Source organism: Allokutzneria albata (assembly GCF_900103775.1).
Lineage (GTDB): Bacteria > Actinomycetota > Actinomycetes > Mycobacteriales > Pseudonocardiaceae > Allokutzneria > Allokutzneria albata.
In genome coordinates this window covers 1,843,857-1,860,464 of sequence record NZ_LT629701.1, presented here as the reverse complement: position 1 = coordinate 1,860,464, position 16,608 = coordinate 1,843,857, and the positions used below count along the sequence as shown (strand labels likewise).

General features: G+C 70.7%; 18 protein-coding genes. 5 read left to right on the top strand and 13 right to left on the bottom strand.

The features are described from left to right. Positions 1-19: 19 nt before the first annotated feature. From BLT28_RS08240 to BLT28_RS08230, 3 genes are all read right to left on the bottom strand, one after another. Positions 20-1,351, bottom strand: coding sequence for an oxygenase MpaB family protein (locus BLT28_RS08240; protein WP_081900759.1), 1,332 nt, complete (start codon positions 1,349-1,351; stop codon positions 20-22). A 105-nt stretch (positions 1,352-1,456) separates the two neighbouring features. Beyond that, on the bottom strand, positions 1,457-1,951 hold the full coding sequence (locus tag BLT28_RS08235; protein ID WP_030433060.1) for a hypothetical protein: 495 nt from the start codon (positions 1,949-1,951) through the stop codon (positions 1,457-1,459). 5 nt (positions 1,952-1,956) lie between these two features. Then, complete coding sequence (locus tag BLT28_RS08230; protein ID WP_043813828.1) at positions 1,957-2,364, bottom strand: subtilase-type protease inhibitor; 408 nt, start codon at positions 2,362-2,364, stop codon at positions 1,957-1,959. Positions 2,365-2,573: 209 nt separating this feature from the next. Here BLT28_RS08230 and ku point away from each other — a divergent pair, with 209 nt between their 5' ends. The 3 genes from ku to ligD (BLT28_RS08215) are packed head-to-tail and all read left to right on the top strand — an operon-like array spanning position 2,574 to position 5,788. Next, positions 2,574-3,416, top strand: a complete 843-nt coding sequence (gene ku / locus BLT28_RS08225; protein WP_030433058.1) for a non-homologous end joining protein Ku — start codon at positions 2,574-2,576, stop codon at positions 3,414-3,416. A 3-nt stretch (positions 3,417-3,419) separates the two neighbouring features. Then, positions 3,420-4,874, top strand: a complete 1,455-nt coding sequence (gene ligD, locus BLT28_RS08220) for a non-homologous end-joining DNA ligase (protein ID WP_030433057.1) — start codon at positions 3,420-3,422, stop codon at positions 4,872-4,874. Next, positions 4,871-5,788 (top strand): non-homologous end-joining DNA ligase, encoded by a 918-nt coding sequence (gene ligD / locus BLT28_RS08215; RefSeq protein ID WP_030433056.1) that lies wholly within the window; start codon positions 4,871-4,873, stop codon positions 5,786-5,788. Before ligD (BLT28_RS08220) ends, ligD (BLT28_RS08215) begins: the two co-directional genes overlap by 4 nt. Here the strand turns inward: ligD (BLT28_RS08215) and BLT28_RS08210 are convergent. The 3 genes from BLT28_RS08210 to BLT28_RS08200 form a co-directional block, all read right to left on the bottom strand. Beyond that, entirely contained in the window at positions 5,785-6,207 is a 423-nt protein-coding gene (locus BLT28_RS08210; protein WP_030433055.1) for an acyl-CoA thioesterase, read from the bottom strand. The two genes, ligD (BLT28_RS08215) and BLT28_RS08210, sit on opposite strands and share 4 nt — an antisense overlap. Then, entirely contained in the window at positions 6,204-8,240 is a 2,037-nt protein-coding gene (locus BLT28_RS08205; RefSeq protein ID WP_063766693.1) for a putative bifunctional diguanylate cyclase/phosphodiesterase, read from the bottom strand. Before BLT28_RS08205 ends, BLT28_RS08210 begins: the two co-directional genes overlap by 4 nt. Positions 8,241-8,363: 123 nt before the next feature. Then, positions 8,364-8,723 carry a hypothetical protein gene (locus tag BLT28_RS08200; RefSeq protein ID WP_030433053.1) on the bottom strand — a complete coding sequence of 120 codons (360 nt, stop codon included), beginning with the start codon at positions 8,721-8,723 and terminating at the stop codon, positions 8,364-8,366. Positions 8,724-8,790: 67 nt separating this feature from the next. On the opposite strand from BLT28_RS08200, the gene BLT28_RS08195 reads away from it, so the two are divergent. Further along, complete coding sequence (locus BLT28_RS08195) at positions 8,791-9,573, top strand: glycerophosphodiester phosphodiesterase family protein (RefSeq protein WP_030433052.1); 783 nt, start codon at positions 8,791-8,793, stop codon at positions 9,571-9,573. Positions 9,574-9,583: 10 nt separating this feature from the next. Here the strand turns inward: BLT28_RS08195 and BLT28_RS08190 are convergent, their stop codons facing one another. From BLT28_RS08190 to BLT28_RS08175, 4 genes are read right to left on the bottom strand one after another with little or no spacing between them, the layout of a single operon-like run. Beyond that, complete coding sequence (locus tag BLT28_RS08190; RefSeq protein ID WP_030433051.1) at positions 9,584-10,462, bottom strand: aminoglycoside phosphotransferase family protein; 879 nt, start codon at positions 10,460-10,462, stop codon at positions 9,584-9,586. A 9-nt stretch (positions 10,463-10,471) separates the two neighbouring features. Beyond that, the gene (locus tag BLT28_RS08185; protein WP_052408090.1) at positions 10,472-10,819 is read right to left on the bottom strand and encodes a hypothetical protein; all 348 of its coding nucleotides are present in this window, start codon (positions 10,817-10,819) and stop codon (positions 10,472-10,474) included. Further along, entirely contained in the window at positions 10,816-11,217 is a 402-nt protein-coding gene (locus BLT28_RS08180) for a MarR family winged helix-turn-helix transcriptional regulator (protein WP_030433049.1), read from the bottom strand. Before BLT28_RS08180 ends, BLT28_RS08185 begins: the two co-directional genes overlap by 4 nt. Before the next feature lie 43 nt (positions 11,218-11,260). Then, on the bottom strand, positions 11,261-11,872 hold the full coding sequence (locus BLT28_RS08175; RefSeq protein WP_030433048.1) for a transglycosylase family protein: 612 nt from the start codon (positions 11,870-11,872) through the stop codon (positions 11,261-11,263). Between the two features lie 179 nt (positions 11,873-12,051). Between BLT28_RS08175 and BLT28_RS08170 the strand changes: the two genes are divergently transcribed. After that, positions 12,052-13,467 carry an MFS transporter gene (locus BLT28_RS08170; protein WP_030433047.1) on the top strand — a complete coding sequence of 472 codons (1,416 nt, stop codon included), beginning with the start codon at positions 12,052-12,054 and terminating at the stop codon, positions 13,465-13,467. Between the two features lie 458 nt (positions 13,468-13,925). On the opposite strand, the gene BLT28_RS41290 is transcribed toward BLT28_RS08170, so the two are convergent. The 3 genes from BLT28_RS41290 to BLT28_RS08150 all read right to left on the bottom strand — a co-directional run bounded on the left by BLT28_RS41290 (position 13,926) and on the right by BLT28_RS08150 (position 16,580). Beyond that, positions 13,926-14,180 carry a hypothetical protein gene (locus BLT28_RS41290; protein ID WP_197683994.1) on the bottom strand — a complete coding sequence of 85 codons (255 nt, stop codon included), beginning with the start codon at positions 14,178-14,180 and terminating at the stop codon, positions 13,926-13,928. Between the two features lie 110 nt (positions 14,181-14,290). Then, positions 14,291-15,349 (bottom strand): NlpC/P60 family protein, encoded by a 1,059-nt coding sequence (locus BLT28_RS08155; RefSeq protein ID WP_030433044.1) that lies wholly within the window; start codon positions 15,347-15,349, stop codon positions 14,291-14,293. Positions 15,350-15,398: 49 nt separating this feature from the next. After that, the gene (locus tag BLT28_RS08150; protein ID WP_030433043.1) at positions 15,399-16,580 is read right to left on the bottom strand and encodes an FAD-dependent monooxygenase; all 1,182 of its coding nucleotides are present in this window, start codon (positions 16,578-16,580) and stop codon (positions 15,399-15,401) included. Positions 16,581-16,608 lie beyond the last annotated feature (28 nt).

Sequence of the window (16,608 nt, the reverse complement as noted above, 5' to 3'; positions counted from 1 at the left end):
AACGTCGTCGGCTCCCAAGTTAGACCGCGCCGAGCAGGTGGCGGTCGACCGGGGAATCGGTGCGGCCCATGAAGAACTCGCCCAGCCCCACCGCGAACTCCTTGACCGTGAGCCTGCCGTCGTCGTCGGTGTCCAGCTGGCGGAAGCTCGCCACGACGTCGGCTTCGGGCGCGCCGCCGAGCAGGTGCGCGTACTCGGTCAGCTCCACGAAACCGTCGTCGTCCTTGTCGACCGCGTCGGCCACCGCGTCCATCGCCGCGCGCAGCGCGCTGCCCTCGTAGACCGCGTCGGCGTACTCCTCGCGGCTCACCGTGCCGTCGCGGTCGTCGTCGGCCATCTCGCGCAGCTCCACCCACCACGCGTGGAAGGCGGCGTAGAGCGCGGTCTCGGTCTTCTCGTCCAGATCGAGGCGGGCGGAGATGACGCGCGCCGACGCGGCGAGGTCGACCCAGTTGAGGGTGCCGTCCTCGTTCTGGTCCAGGATCCTGGCGAAGATCTCCGAACCGCCCAGCCCGGGGCGCCGTGGCGTCAACCGGACCTGGTGGTCCACGGTGAGCGCCGCGACCGCCAGCGGCATGTAGCGCAGCCGCGTCGGCAGCACCCGGTCGAGCAACCCGGCGCCACGACAGACCACAGTGGACAGCACGGAACCGAACGGGCTCGGGCGCATTCCCAGTCGCTCCTGCAACTCCGGTGACAACAGGGCCGCGCTGATGTCCGCGTACGCCTTCGCGGCGGTCGAACTGAGCAGTTTCCACACCGGTGCCGGGAGGAACTCCAGCTGCCTCGGCACCGGGAAGTCGCCGCGGTCGAGCGCTTCGATCAGATCCCGCAGCCCCTGGGTGCGTTCCAGCCGCTCCCTGGTCGTCCACTCGAAGTACGCCCAGAAGTCGGCGACGGTCGGGGGAAGCACGTCCTCGCCGAGCCCGAAGAGCCGGGCGCAGGCGAGCCATTCCGCGTAGAGCTGTTCTTCGTCCGCGCTGGACAGCGGATCACCGCCGGCCCGGCACATGGTGACCACACCCTCGAACAGGGTGAGGAACACCCACGCCCGCGCCTCCGGGTCCAGCGCGTCGTAGCCCTCGCCCTTGATGTGGCTGTGCAGGCGGTCCAGCCGGGCGACCTCCTTCTCCCGGCCGCGGGAGTCGGAGTACACCATCCGCTGGATGCTGAGCAGGGTCTGCTCGGCCCGCCGCCACGGGCGCGTCCGGTAGGTGGAGAACTCCGCGACGCCCGCGCCGACGACCGGGTGCGCGGTCTCCAGCACCAGTGCGCGGCCGAGCACCGTGGCCAACCGCCACAGTCCGGTGTACTTCCAGGTCAACGAGCCGGGTCCAGGCAAGGCAGTCATCCGCCCAGGAGAGCGCCCGGTGATCACGGCCAGGACACCGCGAGCGCACTGTCCCCCGATCGAGAAGGGCGGGACAGGCAATCACCTGTCCCGCCCGAGCGTGCGTCACACCAGGAACGGACGCTCCAGCGTGCAGGTGAGGCGCGGCGTGTTCATCCCGTAGCAGCCCTCCGGAACGACCTTCCAGATCTGACCGAACGGCGCGAAGACCGTGGTGTGGTGCTGGACGATGCGCTCGAGGCCGCGGCCGACGGGCTCGTTCAGCCGCTGGCTGATGCCGCTCTGCCGGAGGGCGAACCGGAAGGCGGGCGCGATGTCGTCGATGGCCCTGGTCTCGGTGAGCAGCCGAGCCTGACCGCCCTGGTACAGCGACCTGCTGCACCGGTTGGTCCCCGAGTACCGGATGGCGACGGGGTTGGCCTCGGTGGAGTAGCTCGCCTTCACCTGGATCGTGCAGCGGGTGAGCAGCTGGCCGCCGTACAGCGGGCCCGCCTGCGCGACGATGGTGTCGCTGACGATCACGTCTCCCGGTACGGGTGCAGCCGCGGCCGCGCCGCCGCCGGCGAGGAGAGTGGCCGCGAGGGCGACCAGAACTGCCATTCGCTTCATTGTGTACTGCCTCCGTAATATGAGAGCCGGAAGACCGGCCCCGACTCGAACTTGCGCATACAATCGTTTCCGTACGTCCACCGGAATTTGACCGGGCGCCCTTTCCAGTGACCCCGCGCGGTCACCGTGACCGGGTCATATTCCCGGGTGCAACCGGGGATCCCCGGGTCGCCGGGCAGGCGGGTGAAGTCACCTCCGGCGCGGTCGAGGTCGCGGCACGCCTGCCCGGCGAACGGGTGGGTACCACCGACGGGATCGCAGGTCAGCGTCCTGGTCTTGGTCGCGGGGAACGGACGTTCCCCGTATGCGACGGTCAGCTTCAGCTCACTGCGCGCGGCCGAGGCGGCCGCGTTCGGCGAGACCAGCGCTGTGATCAGGAGCGCACTCGCCAGACGAATCATCATTGCAATTCCTCACGGTGGTCCCCGGTCTTCTTGTCGGTCCCCTCTCGGGTTCCACTCCACATACGCTTCGCCGGGCGTCGCACTCGCGCAGAAAAACGAGCTTGGACCATCGCGGTGAAAAAACGGATACGGCGTGTGGATCAGCACGACTCAGCCACGAAACCGGTGATCAAGGTGCGAATCCGCAGCTGAGGGGGTACGCATGGGCGATGCGGGCGATGTGGCACGGCGCGATCTCGTTCGGTCTGGTGACCATCGCGGTACGGCTGTTCGCCGCGACCGAGGAGCACGACTTCCGGTTCCACCAGGTGCACCGCGAGGACGGCGGGCGCATCCGGTACAAGCGGGTCTGCCAGGTCTGCGGCGAGGAGGTGGCCTACGCCGACATCGCCAAGGGCTACGAGCTGGAGGACGGCCGGATGGTCGTCCTGGACCGCGAGGACTTCGAGAAGCTGCCGATCTCCACCGACCGCGCCATCGAGGTGGTGGAGTTCGTGCCCACCGAGGAGATCGACCCGATCTTCTTCCAGAAGAGCTACTACCTGGAGCCGGACAAGGCGGCCGTGCGGCCCTACGTGCTGTTGCGGACCGCGCTGGAGCGGGCGGACCGGCTGGCCGTCGTCAAGATCACCATGCGCCAGCGGCAGTCGCTGGCGATGGTGCGCGCGCGTGATGACGTGCTCGTGCTGCACACGATGATGTGGCCGGACGAGATCCGCAGGCCCGACTTCGGCTTCCTCGACGGCGAGGTGGAGGTCCGGCCGCAGGAACTGAAGATGGCCGAGTCGCTGATCGAGAGCATGGCGGGCACCTTCGAGCCGGGCGAGTTCACCGACGACTACCGCGACGCGATGGCCAAGCTCGTCGAGGCGAAGGCCGAGGGCGCCGAGCTGCCCGCGCAGCCGGAGGACGAGGACTCCGGCGAGGTGATCGACCTGATGGCCGCGCTGGAGCGCAGCGTCGCCCAGGCGAAGGCCAGCCGCGCGGAGACGACCACCAAGAAGACGAAGAAGGCGCCCGCCAAGAAGAGCGGCAAGAGCAAGAGCGCCTGAGCCGTGGGCAAGCTCGGGGAGTACCACCGCAAACGCGATCCCGCGCGGACCCCGGAGCCCATGCCCGAGGACGTGCCGACCGGCGGGGACAACGACCTCTTCGTGATCCAGGAGCACCACGCGCGGCGGCTGCACTGGGACGTGCGGCTGGAGCGGGACGGGGTGCTGGTGTCGTGGGCGGTGCCCAAGGGCCTGCCGGAGGAGCAGGCCGACATCCGGCTGGCCGTGCACACCGAGGATCACCCGATGGAGTACCTCACGTTCTCTGGAGAGATCCCGAAGGGCGAGTACGGCGGCGGCACGATGACCATCTGGGACACCGGCCGCTACGACACCCTCAAGTGGTCCGAGCACGAGGTCGAGGTGGTCTTCCACGGCGCCCGCGCGCAGGGCCGGTACGTGTTCTTCCGCCGTGACCGGCGGGACCGCGACGGCAAGGACTGGATGGTCCGGCGCGGCTCCGACAAGCCGGGGCAGAAGACGCCGTCGCGCGTGCCGCCCCCGAAGACGCTGTCCCCGATGCTCGCGGTCCGCGGTCAGCTTCCCGCACCCGACCAGGACGAACAGTTCTCCTACGAGTTCAAGTGGGACGGCGTCCGGGCGCTCGCGCGGATCACCGGCGGACGGCTGCAACTGCTGGCGCGCGGCGGCGCCGACATCACCGCGACCTATCCGGAGCTGCGGGAGCTGGGGCCGCGCTTCCCCGGCACGGTGCTGCTCGACGGCGAGGTCGTGGTCTTCGACGACGGGCGGCCCAGCTTCGGCGCGCTGCAGAAGCGGATCAACGTCTCCGGCACGGCCCAGATCGCCCGCCTCGCCGAGCGGCAGCCGGTGACCTACCTGATCTTCGACCTGCTCCACCTCGACGGCCGCTCGTGCCTTGACCTCAGCTACGACCAGCGCAGACGGTTGCTGGAGTCGCTGGAGCTGCGCGGCGCCCACTGGCTCACCCCGCCCGCGTACACCGGTGCGGGCGCGGCCGTGCTCCACGCGGCGCGGGAACAGCGGCTGGAGGGCGTCGTCGCGAAGCGGCGGTCCTCGCGCTACCGGCCGGGTCTGCGCTCGCCGGACTGGATCAAGATCACTGATCTTGAAACTCGTGAAGTGGTCATCGGCGGGTGGCAGCCGGGCGAGGGCAAACGCGCGGGGCTGATCGGATCGCTGCTGCTCGGCGTGCCCGCGCCGGACGGGACCCTGCGCTACGTCGGAAAGGTCGGCACCGGGTTCAGCGACGCGGTGCTGCGCTCGCTGAGCGAGCGGCTGCGCGGGCTCGCCCGGCGGAGCAGCCCGTTCTCCCCCGAGGTGCCGCGCCAGTACGCGCGCGACGCGAAGTGGGTCGAACCGAGGCTCGTCGGGGAAGTCCTGTTCCAGAACTGGACGGCCGACGGCCGGCTGCGGCTGCCGCGCTGGCGGGGCCTGCGGCCGGACAAGTCCCCGGACGAGGTGGGTGAGGCATGAGTCAGGCGACACCGGTGCGGGTGGACGGCAGGACGCTGAAACTGTCCAACCTGGACAAGGTGCTCTACCCCGAGGACGGCTTCACCAAGGGCGAGGTGATCGACTACTACGCCCGGATCGCGCCGGTGATGCTGCCGCACCTCGCCGATCGCGCGCTGACGCTCAAGCGCTATCCGGACGGTGTGGACGGGATGTCGTTCTTCGAGAAGAACGTCTCCCGGCACGCGCCGGACTGGGTGCGCACCGTCCGTCTGTCCACTCCGGGCAGCAGCCGCGGTGCCGAGCACGCCGACTACGCGGTGGTCCAGGACACCGCGACCCTGGTGTGGGCGGCCAACCTCGCCGCACTGGAACTGCACATTCCACAGTGGACTGTGGGCCCGCGCGGTGCCCGGCGCGATCCGGACCTGCTGGTCTTCGACCTCGACCCGGGCGCCCCCGCGACCATTGTGGAGTGTTGCAGGGTCGCCGAGCTGCTGCGCGGGGCCCTCGCGGAGGACGGCCTGCCCGCGTACCCGAAAACCAGTGGCTCCAAGGGACTCCAGCTCTACGTGCCGATCACGGCACCGGATTCCGAGCGGCCCCGCGAGTACGCGCGCGAGCTGGCCGAACGGCTGGCCGCCGACCGTCCACAGCAGATCGTCGCGAAGATGATCAAGGCGATCCGGGGCGGCAAGGTGCTCATCGACTGGAGCCAGAACAACACGGCGAAGACCACCGTCGCGCCGTACTCGCTGCGCGCCCGCGAACGCCCCACCGTCTCCACGCCGGTGACCTGGGACGAGGTCGAGGCCTGCCGGAAACCGCGCGACCTCGTCTTCACCTCGGCCGACGTCCTCGACCGCGTCGCCGAGCACGGTGACCTGCTGGCCGACCTCCTCGGCGACCGCTTCCCGCTCCCCCGCAGGCGCTAGAGGCCCAGCAGCTCGGGCGCGGCGCCGAGGTGCGCGAACGTCTCGGCGGGGTTGGGCACCAGCTTGCGCAGTGACAGGTCCATCAGCCCGCCGATCACGCGCATCTCCGCCGCGACCGTCCCGTCCGCGCGGACGATCCGCTGGTCGATGCGGAAGGTCTTGCCCGCGCCCCAGGTGAACTCGCAGGTCACGTCGACCTCGTCGCCGGCGCCCAGCTCGGCCAGGTACCGGATGTTGATCTCCAGCATGACCGGCCCGACCCCGTTGGCCAGCAGCTTCTCCTGCGGAACGCCCGCCGCGCGCAGGATCTCCCAGCGGGCGTGCTCGCCGTAGTCCTGGTAGGTCGCGCCGTGCAGGTGCCCCTGGGTGTCCAGTTCGTAGCCGCGCACGGCGATGCGCACGCTGAACGGATCGGTCATCGACCGGCCCTGCGGCTGGGCAGGCCGTGCGCGGCGTCCGTCGGCACCTGGTGCTCGCGCCGGTGGCGGAGCATGTCCGCGAGGGGGGTGGGCTGGCCGAGGTGGAAGCCCTGACCGACCCGGACGCCGAGCCGGGCCAGCGCGTCGACCTGCGACGGCCGCTCCACCCATTCGGCCACCGTGGACAGCCCGAGGCCGCGGGCGATCTCCAGGATGCCGCTGACCAGCACGGCGTCGCTGGTCCCCCGGTCGATACCGCGGACGAACTCGCCGTCGATCTTCAGGCCGGTGATCGGCAGGTGCTTGAGGTGCACGAACGATCCGAAGCCCGCGCCGAAGTCGTCCAGGGTGATCCGGCAGCCGGTGGCCCGCAGCTGCTCGGCCAGGTCGCGCACGGCGTCCAGGTTGGTCATCGCCGCGGTCTCGGTGATCTCCAGGCCGAGCCGCCCCGGTGTCACGCCCGCGGCGATCAGCCGGTCCAGCACGAACTTGGCGAAGTCGGCGTCCTCCAGGGTGCGGCCGGAGACGTTGACGTTGAACCTCAGGTCCGAGTCGGGGTGCTTGACCAGCGTGTCCAGCGCCTTGTCCAGCACCCACCGGTCGATGTCCAGCACCAGGCCGGAGCGCTCCGCCTCGGGCAGGAACTCCGCGGGGCCGGGCGCGGGCCCGTCGCCGTCCTCCAGGCGCAGCAGCAGTTCGTAGCCGAGGATGCGGCCGGTGCGCAGGTGCACCATCGGCATGGCGTGCAGCGCGAACCCGTCGTTGTCCAGCGCGAACCGCAGGCGGTCCAGCACGGACACCCGCTTGACCGTGTCGGCGTAGTGGCCGGGCTCGTAGACCGTGACGCGGTTGCGGCCCGCGGCCTTGGAGGCGTAGAGCGCCAGGTCGGCGTTGGCCAGCACGTCCTCCCACCCGGCCCCGTCGCCGAACGGCGCGACGCCGGTGCTCGCGGTCATCCTGGTCGCGGCGGCCCCGGTGATCACCGGCAGCGCGGAGATCCCCGCGGCCAGTTTCTCCGCGAGGGCGGCGGCCTGCGCGGTGTCCACATCGGGCAGCACCACGGCGAACTCGTCACCGCCGAGACGGCCGAGCAGCTGGCCCGGGCCGAGCTGACCGCTGAGCTTGGTGGCCAGCGTCCGCATCACCCGGTCGCCGACCGCGTGCCCGCGCAGATCGTTGACGTCCTTGAAGTTGTCCAGGTCCAGCAACAACAACGCGCCCGAGGAGCCCGCCGCCAGCTGGCGCTCCAGCTCCCTGGTGAGCGCGCGGCGGTTGGGCAACCCGGTCAACGGGTCCTCTTCGGACAGTCGGAGCAGCTCGCTGTGCAGGCGGTGGGACTGCGTCACGTCGTGGGCGGTGCCGAGCATCCGCACCGGGCGGCCCGCCTCGTCCTTGACGACCTCGCCGAAGCACTCGAAGACCAGCTCGGAACCGCAGTCGGCGCGGCTGATCCGGTGCGTGTAGGTGAACTGGTCGCCCGTGCGCAGCGAGCGCTCGACGACCCGCTGGAACTCCGGGCGGTCGTCCTCGTGGATCAGCGAGAGGTAGGCGGCGTAGTCCAGCTCCGTGCCGGGCGGGTGGCCGACCAGGTCCAGCAGCGCGTCGGACCACACCACGCGGTCGTCCGGCAGGTACCACTCCCAGTTGCCCATCCGGCCGAGCATCTGCGCGCGGTGCAGGGCCTGCGCCTGCTGCGTCGCCTCCAGCTCGCGCGAGCGCCACGCCGTCACGTCGATCGCGCGGTAGAGCAGGTTGTCGGTGTCGTCCAGCTGCGTGCAGCTGACCTCGAGCCAGCGGTGGCCCTGCGGGCGGGCGGACGGCGCGAGCAGTGCGGCGATACCGGCTCGGGGGCCGTCCGGGATACCGGGCATGAGCGCGGGCAGGGAGCGTCCCTCGGCCCCGTCCTCGGGGATGCCGAGCATGCCCGCCAGGGCAGCGTTGACCCACAGCAACCGACCACTACGTTCGGTCACCGCAAATCCGACGTCCGTGTGCCGCAGCACCGCGAACTGCGCCGCACCGTCGTCCGACACCTAACGCCTCCTCGCCGCTGAGCGCCATGGTCGCCGCCCCGTGCACCCGTGGGCAAGGGCCCAACGTTGCCAGTTCTTGATACAGGTACCAGGCATCCCCGCAGGTATCCAAAGCCCCATCAACTAGCGCAGCCGCTCCAGGCCCTTGGCTTCCTGAACCAGTCCGGCGGCCATCCTGCGCAGCTCGCCGCTGTCCGCGCCGTCCTCCGCGGCGGTCGCCACGTCCTCGGCCGCGCAGCGCAGCTGGAACAACCGGTCCTGCAGATCGGCCAGCTCCGCGGCGGAGAGCACGACGGCGTCCTCGGGCAGACCGCCGCGTTGCATGGCCGCGCGCCGTTCGTACGCGCGCTGGCGGCAGGAGTGCCCGCAGTACCGGCGGGGCCTGCCGCGCCCCTCGCCGTCCGCCAACCGCTGACCGCACCACCCGCAGTGCCGCGCCTCGGGGCGTCTGCCCCAGCCGGCGCCCTCGCTACCCGCCCGCACGGGAGCTGACGCTATCCGGATACCGGTCCGACACCCCCGCGCCACGCCGCCCAGGCACACTCGAAGCGTGGCCCGTACCCATCCCTACCTCGACGGCCCGTACCCGAGGGCGTTCGCGCACCGCGGCTGGCACGTCGACGACCTCGCCGGCATGGAGAACTCCCTGAGCGCGTTCCGCCGCGCCTCCGCCGAGGGGTTCCAGTACATCGAGACCGATGTCCACGCGACCAGCGACGGCGTCGTCGTCGTGCACCACGACGCGCTGCTGGACCGCACGACCGACCGCACCGGCGCGATCGCGGCGCAGCGCTGGGCCGACGTCGGCAAAGCCAAGATCGCCGGGCGCGAGCAGGTCAGCCGGCTCGAAGACGTGCTCGAAGAGCTGCCGGACACCTTCTTCAACATCGACGTGAAGGCGGACGGCGCCGTGGACCCGGTGCTGCGCGTGGTGCACCGGGTCGGCGCCTGGCACCGCGTCTGCCTGGCCTCCTTCGCCGACAAGCGGCTCACCCGGCTCCGGCTGCGCGGCGGGAAGCGGCTGCTCACCGCGCTGGGCAGCCGGTCGGCGGGCGCGCTCTGGGCCGCGGCCCGGCTGCCGGTGCTGCCGCTGCGCTCGGCCGTGCGCGGTCAGCTCGCGCAGCTGCCGGTGCGCCGCGGCCGGGTGACCGTGATCGAGAACAGACTGCTGCGGATCGCGCACAGGTTGGGGCTGGAGGTGCACGCCTGGACGGTGGACGCGGCCGCGGAGATGGCCGCGCTGCTGGACATGGGCGTCGACGGCCTGGTCACCGACCGCCCGGACACGCTCAGGGACGTCCTGCGCCGCCGCAAGGTGTGGGCGATGCCCTGACGGACGAGTCTCAGGCCTCGGCGATGACGCGTTCGAGCGCGGCCTGGCCAGCCGGTTCCCATGTCGGTTTTCCTCCGGGGAGACCGAGCCTGCCGTTGCGCCCGATGCCGATCAGGGCCCATGCGCGCAGGACGGCCCAGCCACGAGCACGCGCGATCGTCGCCTCATCCAGGTCCTCGTAGGCGGCGAAGAACCGGCTCGCGGCACCCGCGGGCAGCAAGATCCACGCAGCTGACAGGTCGGTCGCGGGATCGCCCGCGCACATGTCGCCGAAGTCGATCACTCCGGCGAGCGTCCCTTCGCGCACGGTCACGTTCGCGGGATGGAGATCGCCGTGCAGCCACGTCGGCGCCCCGCGCCACACGGGCACCGACGTGGCCTTGTCCACGATCTCCCGCGCGGCATCGGGTGCGTCCCGCACGCTGCGCATGACCGCTTCCCGCACGTCCGCCAGCGCGATGCTGCGCGTGGGGTCGACCGGGGCGTCCGCCGGCGCCCGCCGATGCAGGGCCTTCAGGAACTCCGCGAGGGTTTCCGCCGCGTCGTCACGGGTGATGGGCGTGCAGTCCGCGGGCTCGCCCTCAACCCAGCGCGTGATCGTCCAGGTGTGCCCGAACAGGGCCGAAGGCTCGCCGACGCGCACCGGCACGGGTGTCGGCAACGGAAGTCGCTCAGCCAGAACGGGAAGCCACTTCTGCTCGATGCGCAGTTGGGCCGGAGCGCCTTCGGTGCGCGGCAGGCGAACGCCGAGATCCGCCCCGAGCCGCCACTGCTGGTTGTCCCAGCCACCGGTGACATCGCGCAGTTCCAGGTCCGCGAGGTCCGGGTGCTGTTCCCGCAACAGTGCTCGAACCAGGTCCTGCTCGAACCTGATCTCGTCGTGAGTCATCCGAGGACCCTAGGCGGGGAACGGGGCGAGGTCCGGTTCCACCCAGCCGGTCCGCGCCTCCGACCGGGCCAGGGTGGCAGATCGGTAGAAGCGCAGCAGCAGGCGCTTGTCCATCAGCGCGGGGTTGCGGGCGAGGAACGCGTCGAAGTCCTCGTCCGCGTCCGCTTCGGCCACGTGGTGTGCGACGAGTTCGACCCACGCCCTGCTGACCGTCGCGTTGTACTTCTGCGGCGCCCCGGCGTAGCGGGCCGTCCGCTGGATCGAGTCGCTGACGACGTCGATCGCCACCGGAAGGCCGAAGCACCGCACCGCGAACCAGGTGAAGTGCACGTGCTCGCGATGCCCGAACCTCGTCACGACAGCGCCTCGACGACCGCGTGGAATCCCGCGATCTCCTTGTCCGACAAGCCTTTCAGCGCGCTGCGCTCCAGCTCCCTGGCTGCATTCGCGACCACCGCCGCGGTCTCCTCGCCCGCCCGCGTCAACCTGATCACCACCGAGCGCCGGTCGCCGACCCTGGTGCCGCGGGTGATCAGCTCGCGCCGCTCCAGCCGGTCCAGCACCCCGGTGAGCGTCGTCGGTTTGCTGCCGACGTCGGCGCCGAGGCGGGACGCGGTGCGGGCGCGCCCGTCGGCCAGGGTGGCCAGCACGTTCAGCTCGGCGGGCCTGAGGTCCAGGTCGACCAGCTCGGTGGCGAGCCGGTGCACGGTCGCGTGGGTCGCCCGGTGCAGGGCGAGCAGCACGGAAGAAGTCACGGTTCCGTACTATACGGATTCGTACTATCCGAAGTCGAGGTGTTTATCCCGGCCGCTTTCCGGTCCACGCCGCGTCCCACGTCTTCGGCCCGAGCAACCCGGAGTCCTTGATGCCGTTGGCCCGCTGCAGCGCCAGCACCGCCTCCTTGGTCTCGGCGAAGTAGCAGCCCGAGCCCTGGAAGCTGTAGCCGAAGGTGTTCATCCGCAGCTGCCACGTGCGCAGCGCGGGATCGCAGTCGCCGTAGTCGAAGACCTTGCCCGGCCAGGGCGGGAAGGCGAGCTGGTTGCCGATGTAGGCGGACTCGGCGTAGCTGGGCCGCCGCTTGGTCCCGGCGTCGCGGTCATCGCGCAGGCCGAGCTTGCCCGCGCACTCCCAGGGCTGCCAGCCACGCATGCGGTAGAGGTAGAGCGCGCGGAAGTCCTGCTCGGCCTTGGACGCCTGGTGCGGCAGCCCGACGCCGCCGACGCTGCGCCAGGTCGGCAGGTCGAACTGGTAGGCACCGTAGTACCCGTTTCCGGTGTCGGTCTCGTAGCGGTCGGTCGACTCGCACATCCGCAGCCGCTGCCAGTCGGTCGCGCTCGGATCGGCGGACGCCGCGCCCGACCAGGTCACGCCGAGCAGCACTACCAGCGCTAACAGCCGCAGGAAGAACATATCCGGGGACCGTAAGCGGGCCCGGCGGACCCCACCACCGGAGTCCCGCGATCGAGGGGCGGGAAACGGGTGCGTCGCGATCGGCAGTCGACTCGACCCGGGGCCGCGACGCCGCGCACCCGGCCCAGTACAGTCCGCGTGCCGGGTGTTGTGGATCACTCGGGCGGGAGGGCCAGCAGATGAGCACGGAGCACGAGACCGCCACGGTCGCCGACCCCGATCCGGTCGCGCGCAAGCGCGAGCAACGGGGCTGGATCTGGTACGACTGGGCCAACTCGGTCTTCCCCACGTCGGTGTCGACCGTGTTCCTGTCGATCTACCTGACCACCGTGGCGCAGTCCGCCGCGCAGGCCGACACAGCGCTCAACGGGCCCAACCCGTGCCCCAACGACGACACCCTGCGCAACTGCGACATCGTGGCGTTCGGGCTGCAGTTCCCCGCGGGCTCGCTGTGGGGCTACCTGCTGTCCATCGCGACGGTGGTGCAGGTGCTGGTGCTGCCGATCAGCGGCGCCATCGCCGACCGCGCGCAGAACAAGCGCAGGATGCTGGCGGGCTTCGCCTTCGCGGGTTCGGCGGCCACGCTCGCCCTCGGCCTGGTGTCCGGGTCGAACTGGGAGCTCGGCGCGATCCTGTTCGTGCTGGGCAACATCTGCTACGGCGCCTCGATCGTCGTCTACTACGCGTTCCTGCCCGAGATCGCCGACCCGGACGAGCGCGACGCGGTCTCCTCGCGCGGCTGGGCCTTCGGCTACCTCGGCGGCGGGCTCGCGCTCGCGCTGCAGCTGGTGCTGTTCCTCATGCACGAGCAGGTCGGCCTGGAGCAGGGCACCGCGGTCCAGTTCTGCTTCGTGATCACCGGCCTGTGGTGGGCGGGCTTCACCCTGGTCCCGCTGAGCAGGCTCAAGCGGCACCGCGCGCCCGCCAAGCGCGATCCCGGTTCCAGCGTCCTCGTCGACGGCTTCCGCGAGCTGCGCTCCACCATCCGCGCGGCGCGGGCGTTCCCGCTGACGCTGGCCTTCCTCGGCGCCTACCTGATCTACACCGACGGCATCTCCACCGTGGCCAACGTGGCCGGCCAGTACGGCAAGCTCGAACTGAAGCTCGACCAGGACATCCTCATCGCCACGATCCTGCTGACCCAGTTCATCGCCTTCGTCGGCGGCGTCGTGCACGGCATGGCGGCGCGGGCGATCGGCGCGAAGCGCACCATCATGATCAGCCTGGCGCTGTGGATCGTGGTGCTGGCCGCGGCCTTCTTCGTCGAGGCCGGGGAGATGTTCCAGTTCTTCGGCGTGGCCATCGGCATCGGTTTCGTGCTCGGCGGCACCAACGCGCTGTCCCGGTCGCTGTTCAGCCAGATGGTTCCGCCCGGCCGCGAGGCGCAGTACTTCTCCCTCTACGAGATCGGCGAGCGGTCCACCTCCTGGCTCGGCCCGATGCTCTACGCCGGGATCGGCCAGGCCACGGGCTCGTTCCGGTACGCCATCCTGTCCCTGATGATCTTCTTCGTCCTGGGGATCATCCTCATCTCCCTGGTGCCCGTGCGGAAGGCGATCGAGCGCTCCGGCAACACCGTGCCCACCCTCGTGTGAGGCGCGTTACCTGCGGGAACAAGCGTTCTCCCCGGCCCGTTGTGCAGGGTGTCCGGGTTGAGCGCCAGAGTGCGCGCACCGTGTCGGGCCGCAGGGCCGGGGCTCTCCCGCTCCCCCGCCCGCGGCACACCCCCGAGAGCACGGCGCGTGCCCGGAGTGCTCCCCGGACCGCCGTCGGCCAGCCGTCGCGACCCCCAGCGCGAGGCGGCCGGCGGCCCTACGTCACCCCCGGTACGGCCGAGGATGACCGGCAGCGCGGTGATCTCGCGGGACCGGAAGGAACTGCGCCGGCCCACGTCCGTGGCCGGTACCGCCGAGGCCAGCTCGGGGAAACGCCGCAGCAGCACGGTGAGCGGGACCGATGCCGATGGCGATCGTGTGCTGGACGTTCGCGACTCCCGCACCGAGCAGAAGGAACGCCAGCGACACCATCTGGTCGCCGCTGAGGTCCGACGTGGTCAGCTCCGACAGCAGGCGATCGTGTCGGTGGTCTGACGCGCGTTCTCAGGCGTGATCATGCGGGCGATCAGTGCGGCCAACGCGACCGACGGGATCGACGTCACGTACTCGGCGACCAGGCCCGACGGCGAGATGAGCTTGTCCGCCAACGACTCCGCGAATTCGACCACTCGCGGCCGCAGTGCCTGTACGCGCCGCACGGTGAACGCCTTGGTCGCCGCGCGGCGGATGCGCGTGTGCTGCGGCGGGTCCATGTTGAGCAGGTTCGCGTCCAACGCGGGCGGCAGCGAGAAGCCGGTGCGGCTCCGCGAGGAACTGCTCGCCGAACACGGGCTCGTGCGTGGTCATGCGCCGATCTTGGCAGTCAGGTGCCGATGCGCCGGACCCCGACGAGGTTCTTCTGCACCGGGCCGTACTTCAGCGGTTCTCCGGGCTGAGAGGCGTGGAACTGGTTCCCGCCGCCGACGTAGATCGCGACGTGGCTGACGCCCTGGCCGGGGTGCGCGAAGAACAGCAGGTCGCCGGGGCGCCACGCGGCGCGGTTGCCGGTGGGGACAGCGGTGCCGACGCGCGACTGCGCGGCGCTGGAGCGCGGCAGGGAGACGCCGACCTTGCGGAAGGCCCAGACCATCAGCCCGGAGCAGTCGAACCGGTCCGGCCCGACCTGGCCCCAGCCGTACATCTTGCCCTTCTGCGTGACCGCGTGGCGCAGCGCCGCCGCGCCGATCCCGCCTTCGGGCAGGTCGGAGATGTCGATCTCCGGGCCGGTGTCGCCGAGCTTGTCCCGGTCCGCGCGGCTGAGCCGGGCCAGGTGCTGTTCGGCCTTGGCCTGCTTGGCCTTGGCCTCCCGGGTGCGCGCGTCGAGGCTCTGCTTGATCCCGGCGGCGACCTGGGCCGCCTTCGCCGCGCCCGCCTTGGCCTCGTCGGCCTTGCGTGCGGCGGCGCCCGCCTGCGCGATGGTGGCGTTGAGCCGGTCCATCGCGACCTTGTTCTCGACGGTGACCAGATCGACCATGGACAGCTGGTCCAGCAGGTCCCGCGGTGACTTGCTGAGCAGCAACGCGCTGATGTGGCTCATCCGCGCGCCCTGGAACGACGAGCTGGCCAGCTGGTCGACGTGCGTGCGCAGCTCGCCCTCCTGCCGCCTCGCCTGCTCGCCCGCGGCGTTGGCCTTGGCCAGCTCCTCGTTGGCCTTGGCGACCTCGGTTTCCTTGGCCTTGAGGTCGTCATCGGCCTTGTGCAGGTCCTCGGTGAGCTTCTCGGCCTCGTCGTTGAGCGCCTTGAGCTGCTTGAGCGCCTCGGACGCGGTGGTCGGATCGGGATCGGCACCCGCGGGGCTGATCGGCACCATGCTCACCACGGCGACCACCGCACCGGCGGTCAGGGCTTGGCGCATCACGCGTTTCCGTCGATTGGACGACATGCGGCCGGAGGTTAGCCCTGACCGGCGGTTGCATTCAAAGCGAAAGTTCTTAACCAGCGAGGGGGTAGTCCGCGAGATCCACTCGGTCGCTGACCTCCTTGCCCACCTTGAGCATCAGCCTCATCAGCGCTGACGTGCTCAGCAGCCGGTTCCGCGCGGCGAGGCCGAAAACCGTTCGCGGGGCGAGGAACTTCCCCGTTCGGTTGCCGCCTTTCTGGCAACCTTCGGCGAAGGCGCGCAGCGTGTTCTCGTAGCGGCGGAAGGCACTCCGGTAGTCACCATCCGATGTGGACAGTTCACCGGCCAGCACGTACGCGGCGACCACCGCGGCCCCGGTGCCCATGCCGCCCAGCGTCGCCCCGGCCGCGGCGTCGCCGACCAGCGCCACCCGCCCCTTCGACCAGCTCGGCACGTCGGAGCGGCTGATCGAGTCGAAGTACAGCTCCTCGGCCCGCTCCAGCGAGTCGAGCAGCTCCGGAACGCGCCAGCTCATCCCCTGGTACGCCTCGGCGATCAGTCGCTTCTGCTGGTCGAGGTCATGCCGGTCGTAATCCAGCTCCGCGGAGGCGAACACGACCATCGCGCCCGCCTTCGTGCCATCCCGGTGGTCGACACCGAAACTGGCCATCCGGCCGAGCGCGTTGTGCGCATACGAGCCGGAGGTGACCCCGAACCGGTTGGGCAGCTCCCAGCACGCGACGTAGTAGCCGAGGAAGCTGACGAACTCCGACTCCGGCCCGAACACCAGCCTGCGCACCCCGGAGTGGATGCCGTCCGCGCCGATGACCAGGTCGAACACGCGCTCGGTGCCGCCGGCGAAGGTCACGTGCACGCCGTCGGACGTCTCGGTCAGGGCCCTGATCGAGACGCCGAAGACGTACTCGGCCCGATCACGGCTGCGCTCGTAGAGGATGCGCGAGAGGTCCGACCGCAGGACCTCCACGTCGCCGCCCGCGAACTCGCCGGGCAGGTGCAGCAGCGTCCGGTCGCGCTCGTCCACGAAGGTCATCGGGCTGCCGCCGGTCTGCACGGCCCGGAGGTCGTCGAGCACGCCCATCCGCTCCAGCACGCCCAGATGGGTGGGGCCGCGGAAGTCGACGGCGTAGCCCCCGCCGCGCAGGCTCGGAGCGATCTCCACGACGGTCACCTCGAAGCCGTAACGGCCCAGCCAGTACGCCAGCGCGGGTCCGGCGACGCTCGCCCCGGAGATGAGCACGGATCGGTTGGTCATCGACACCTCCATTAATTGCGTCCGATGG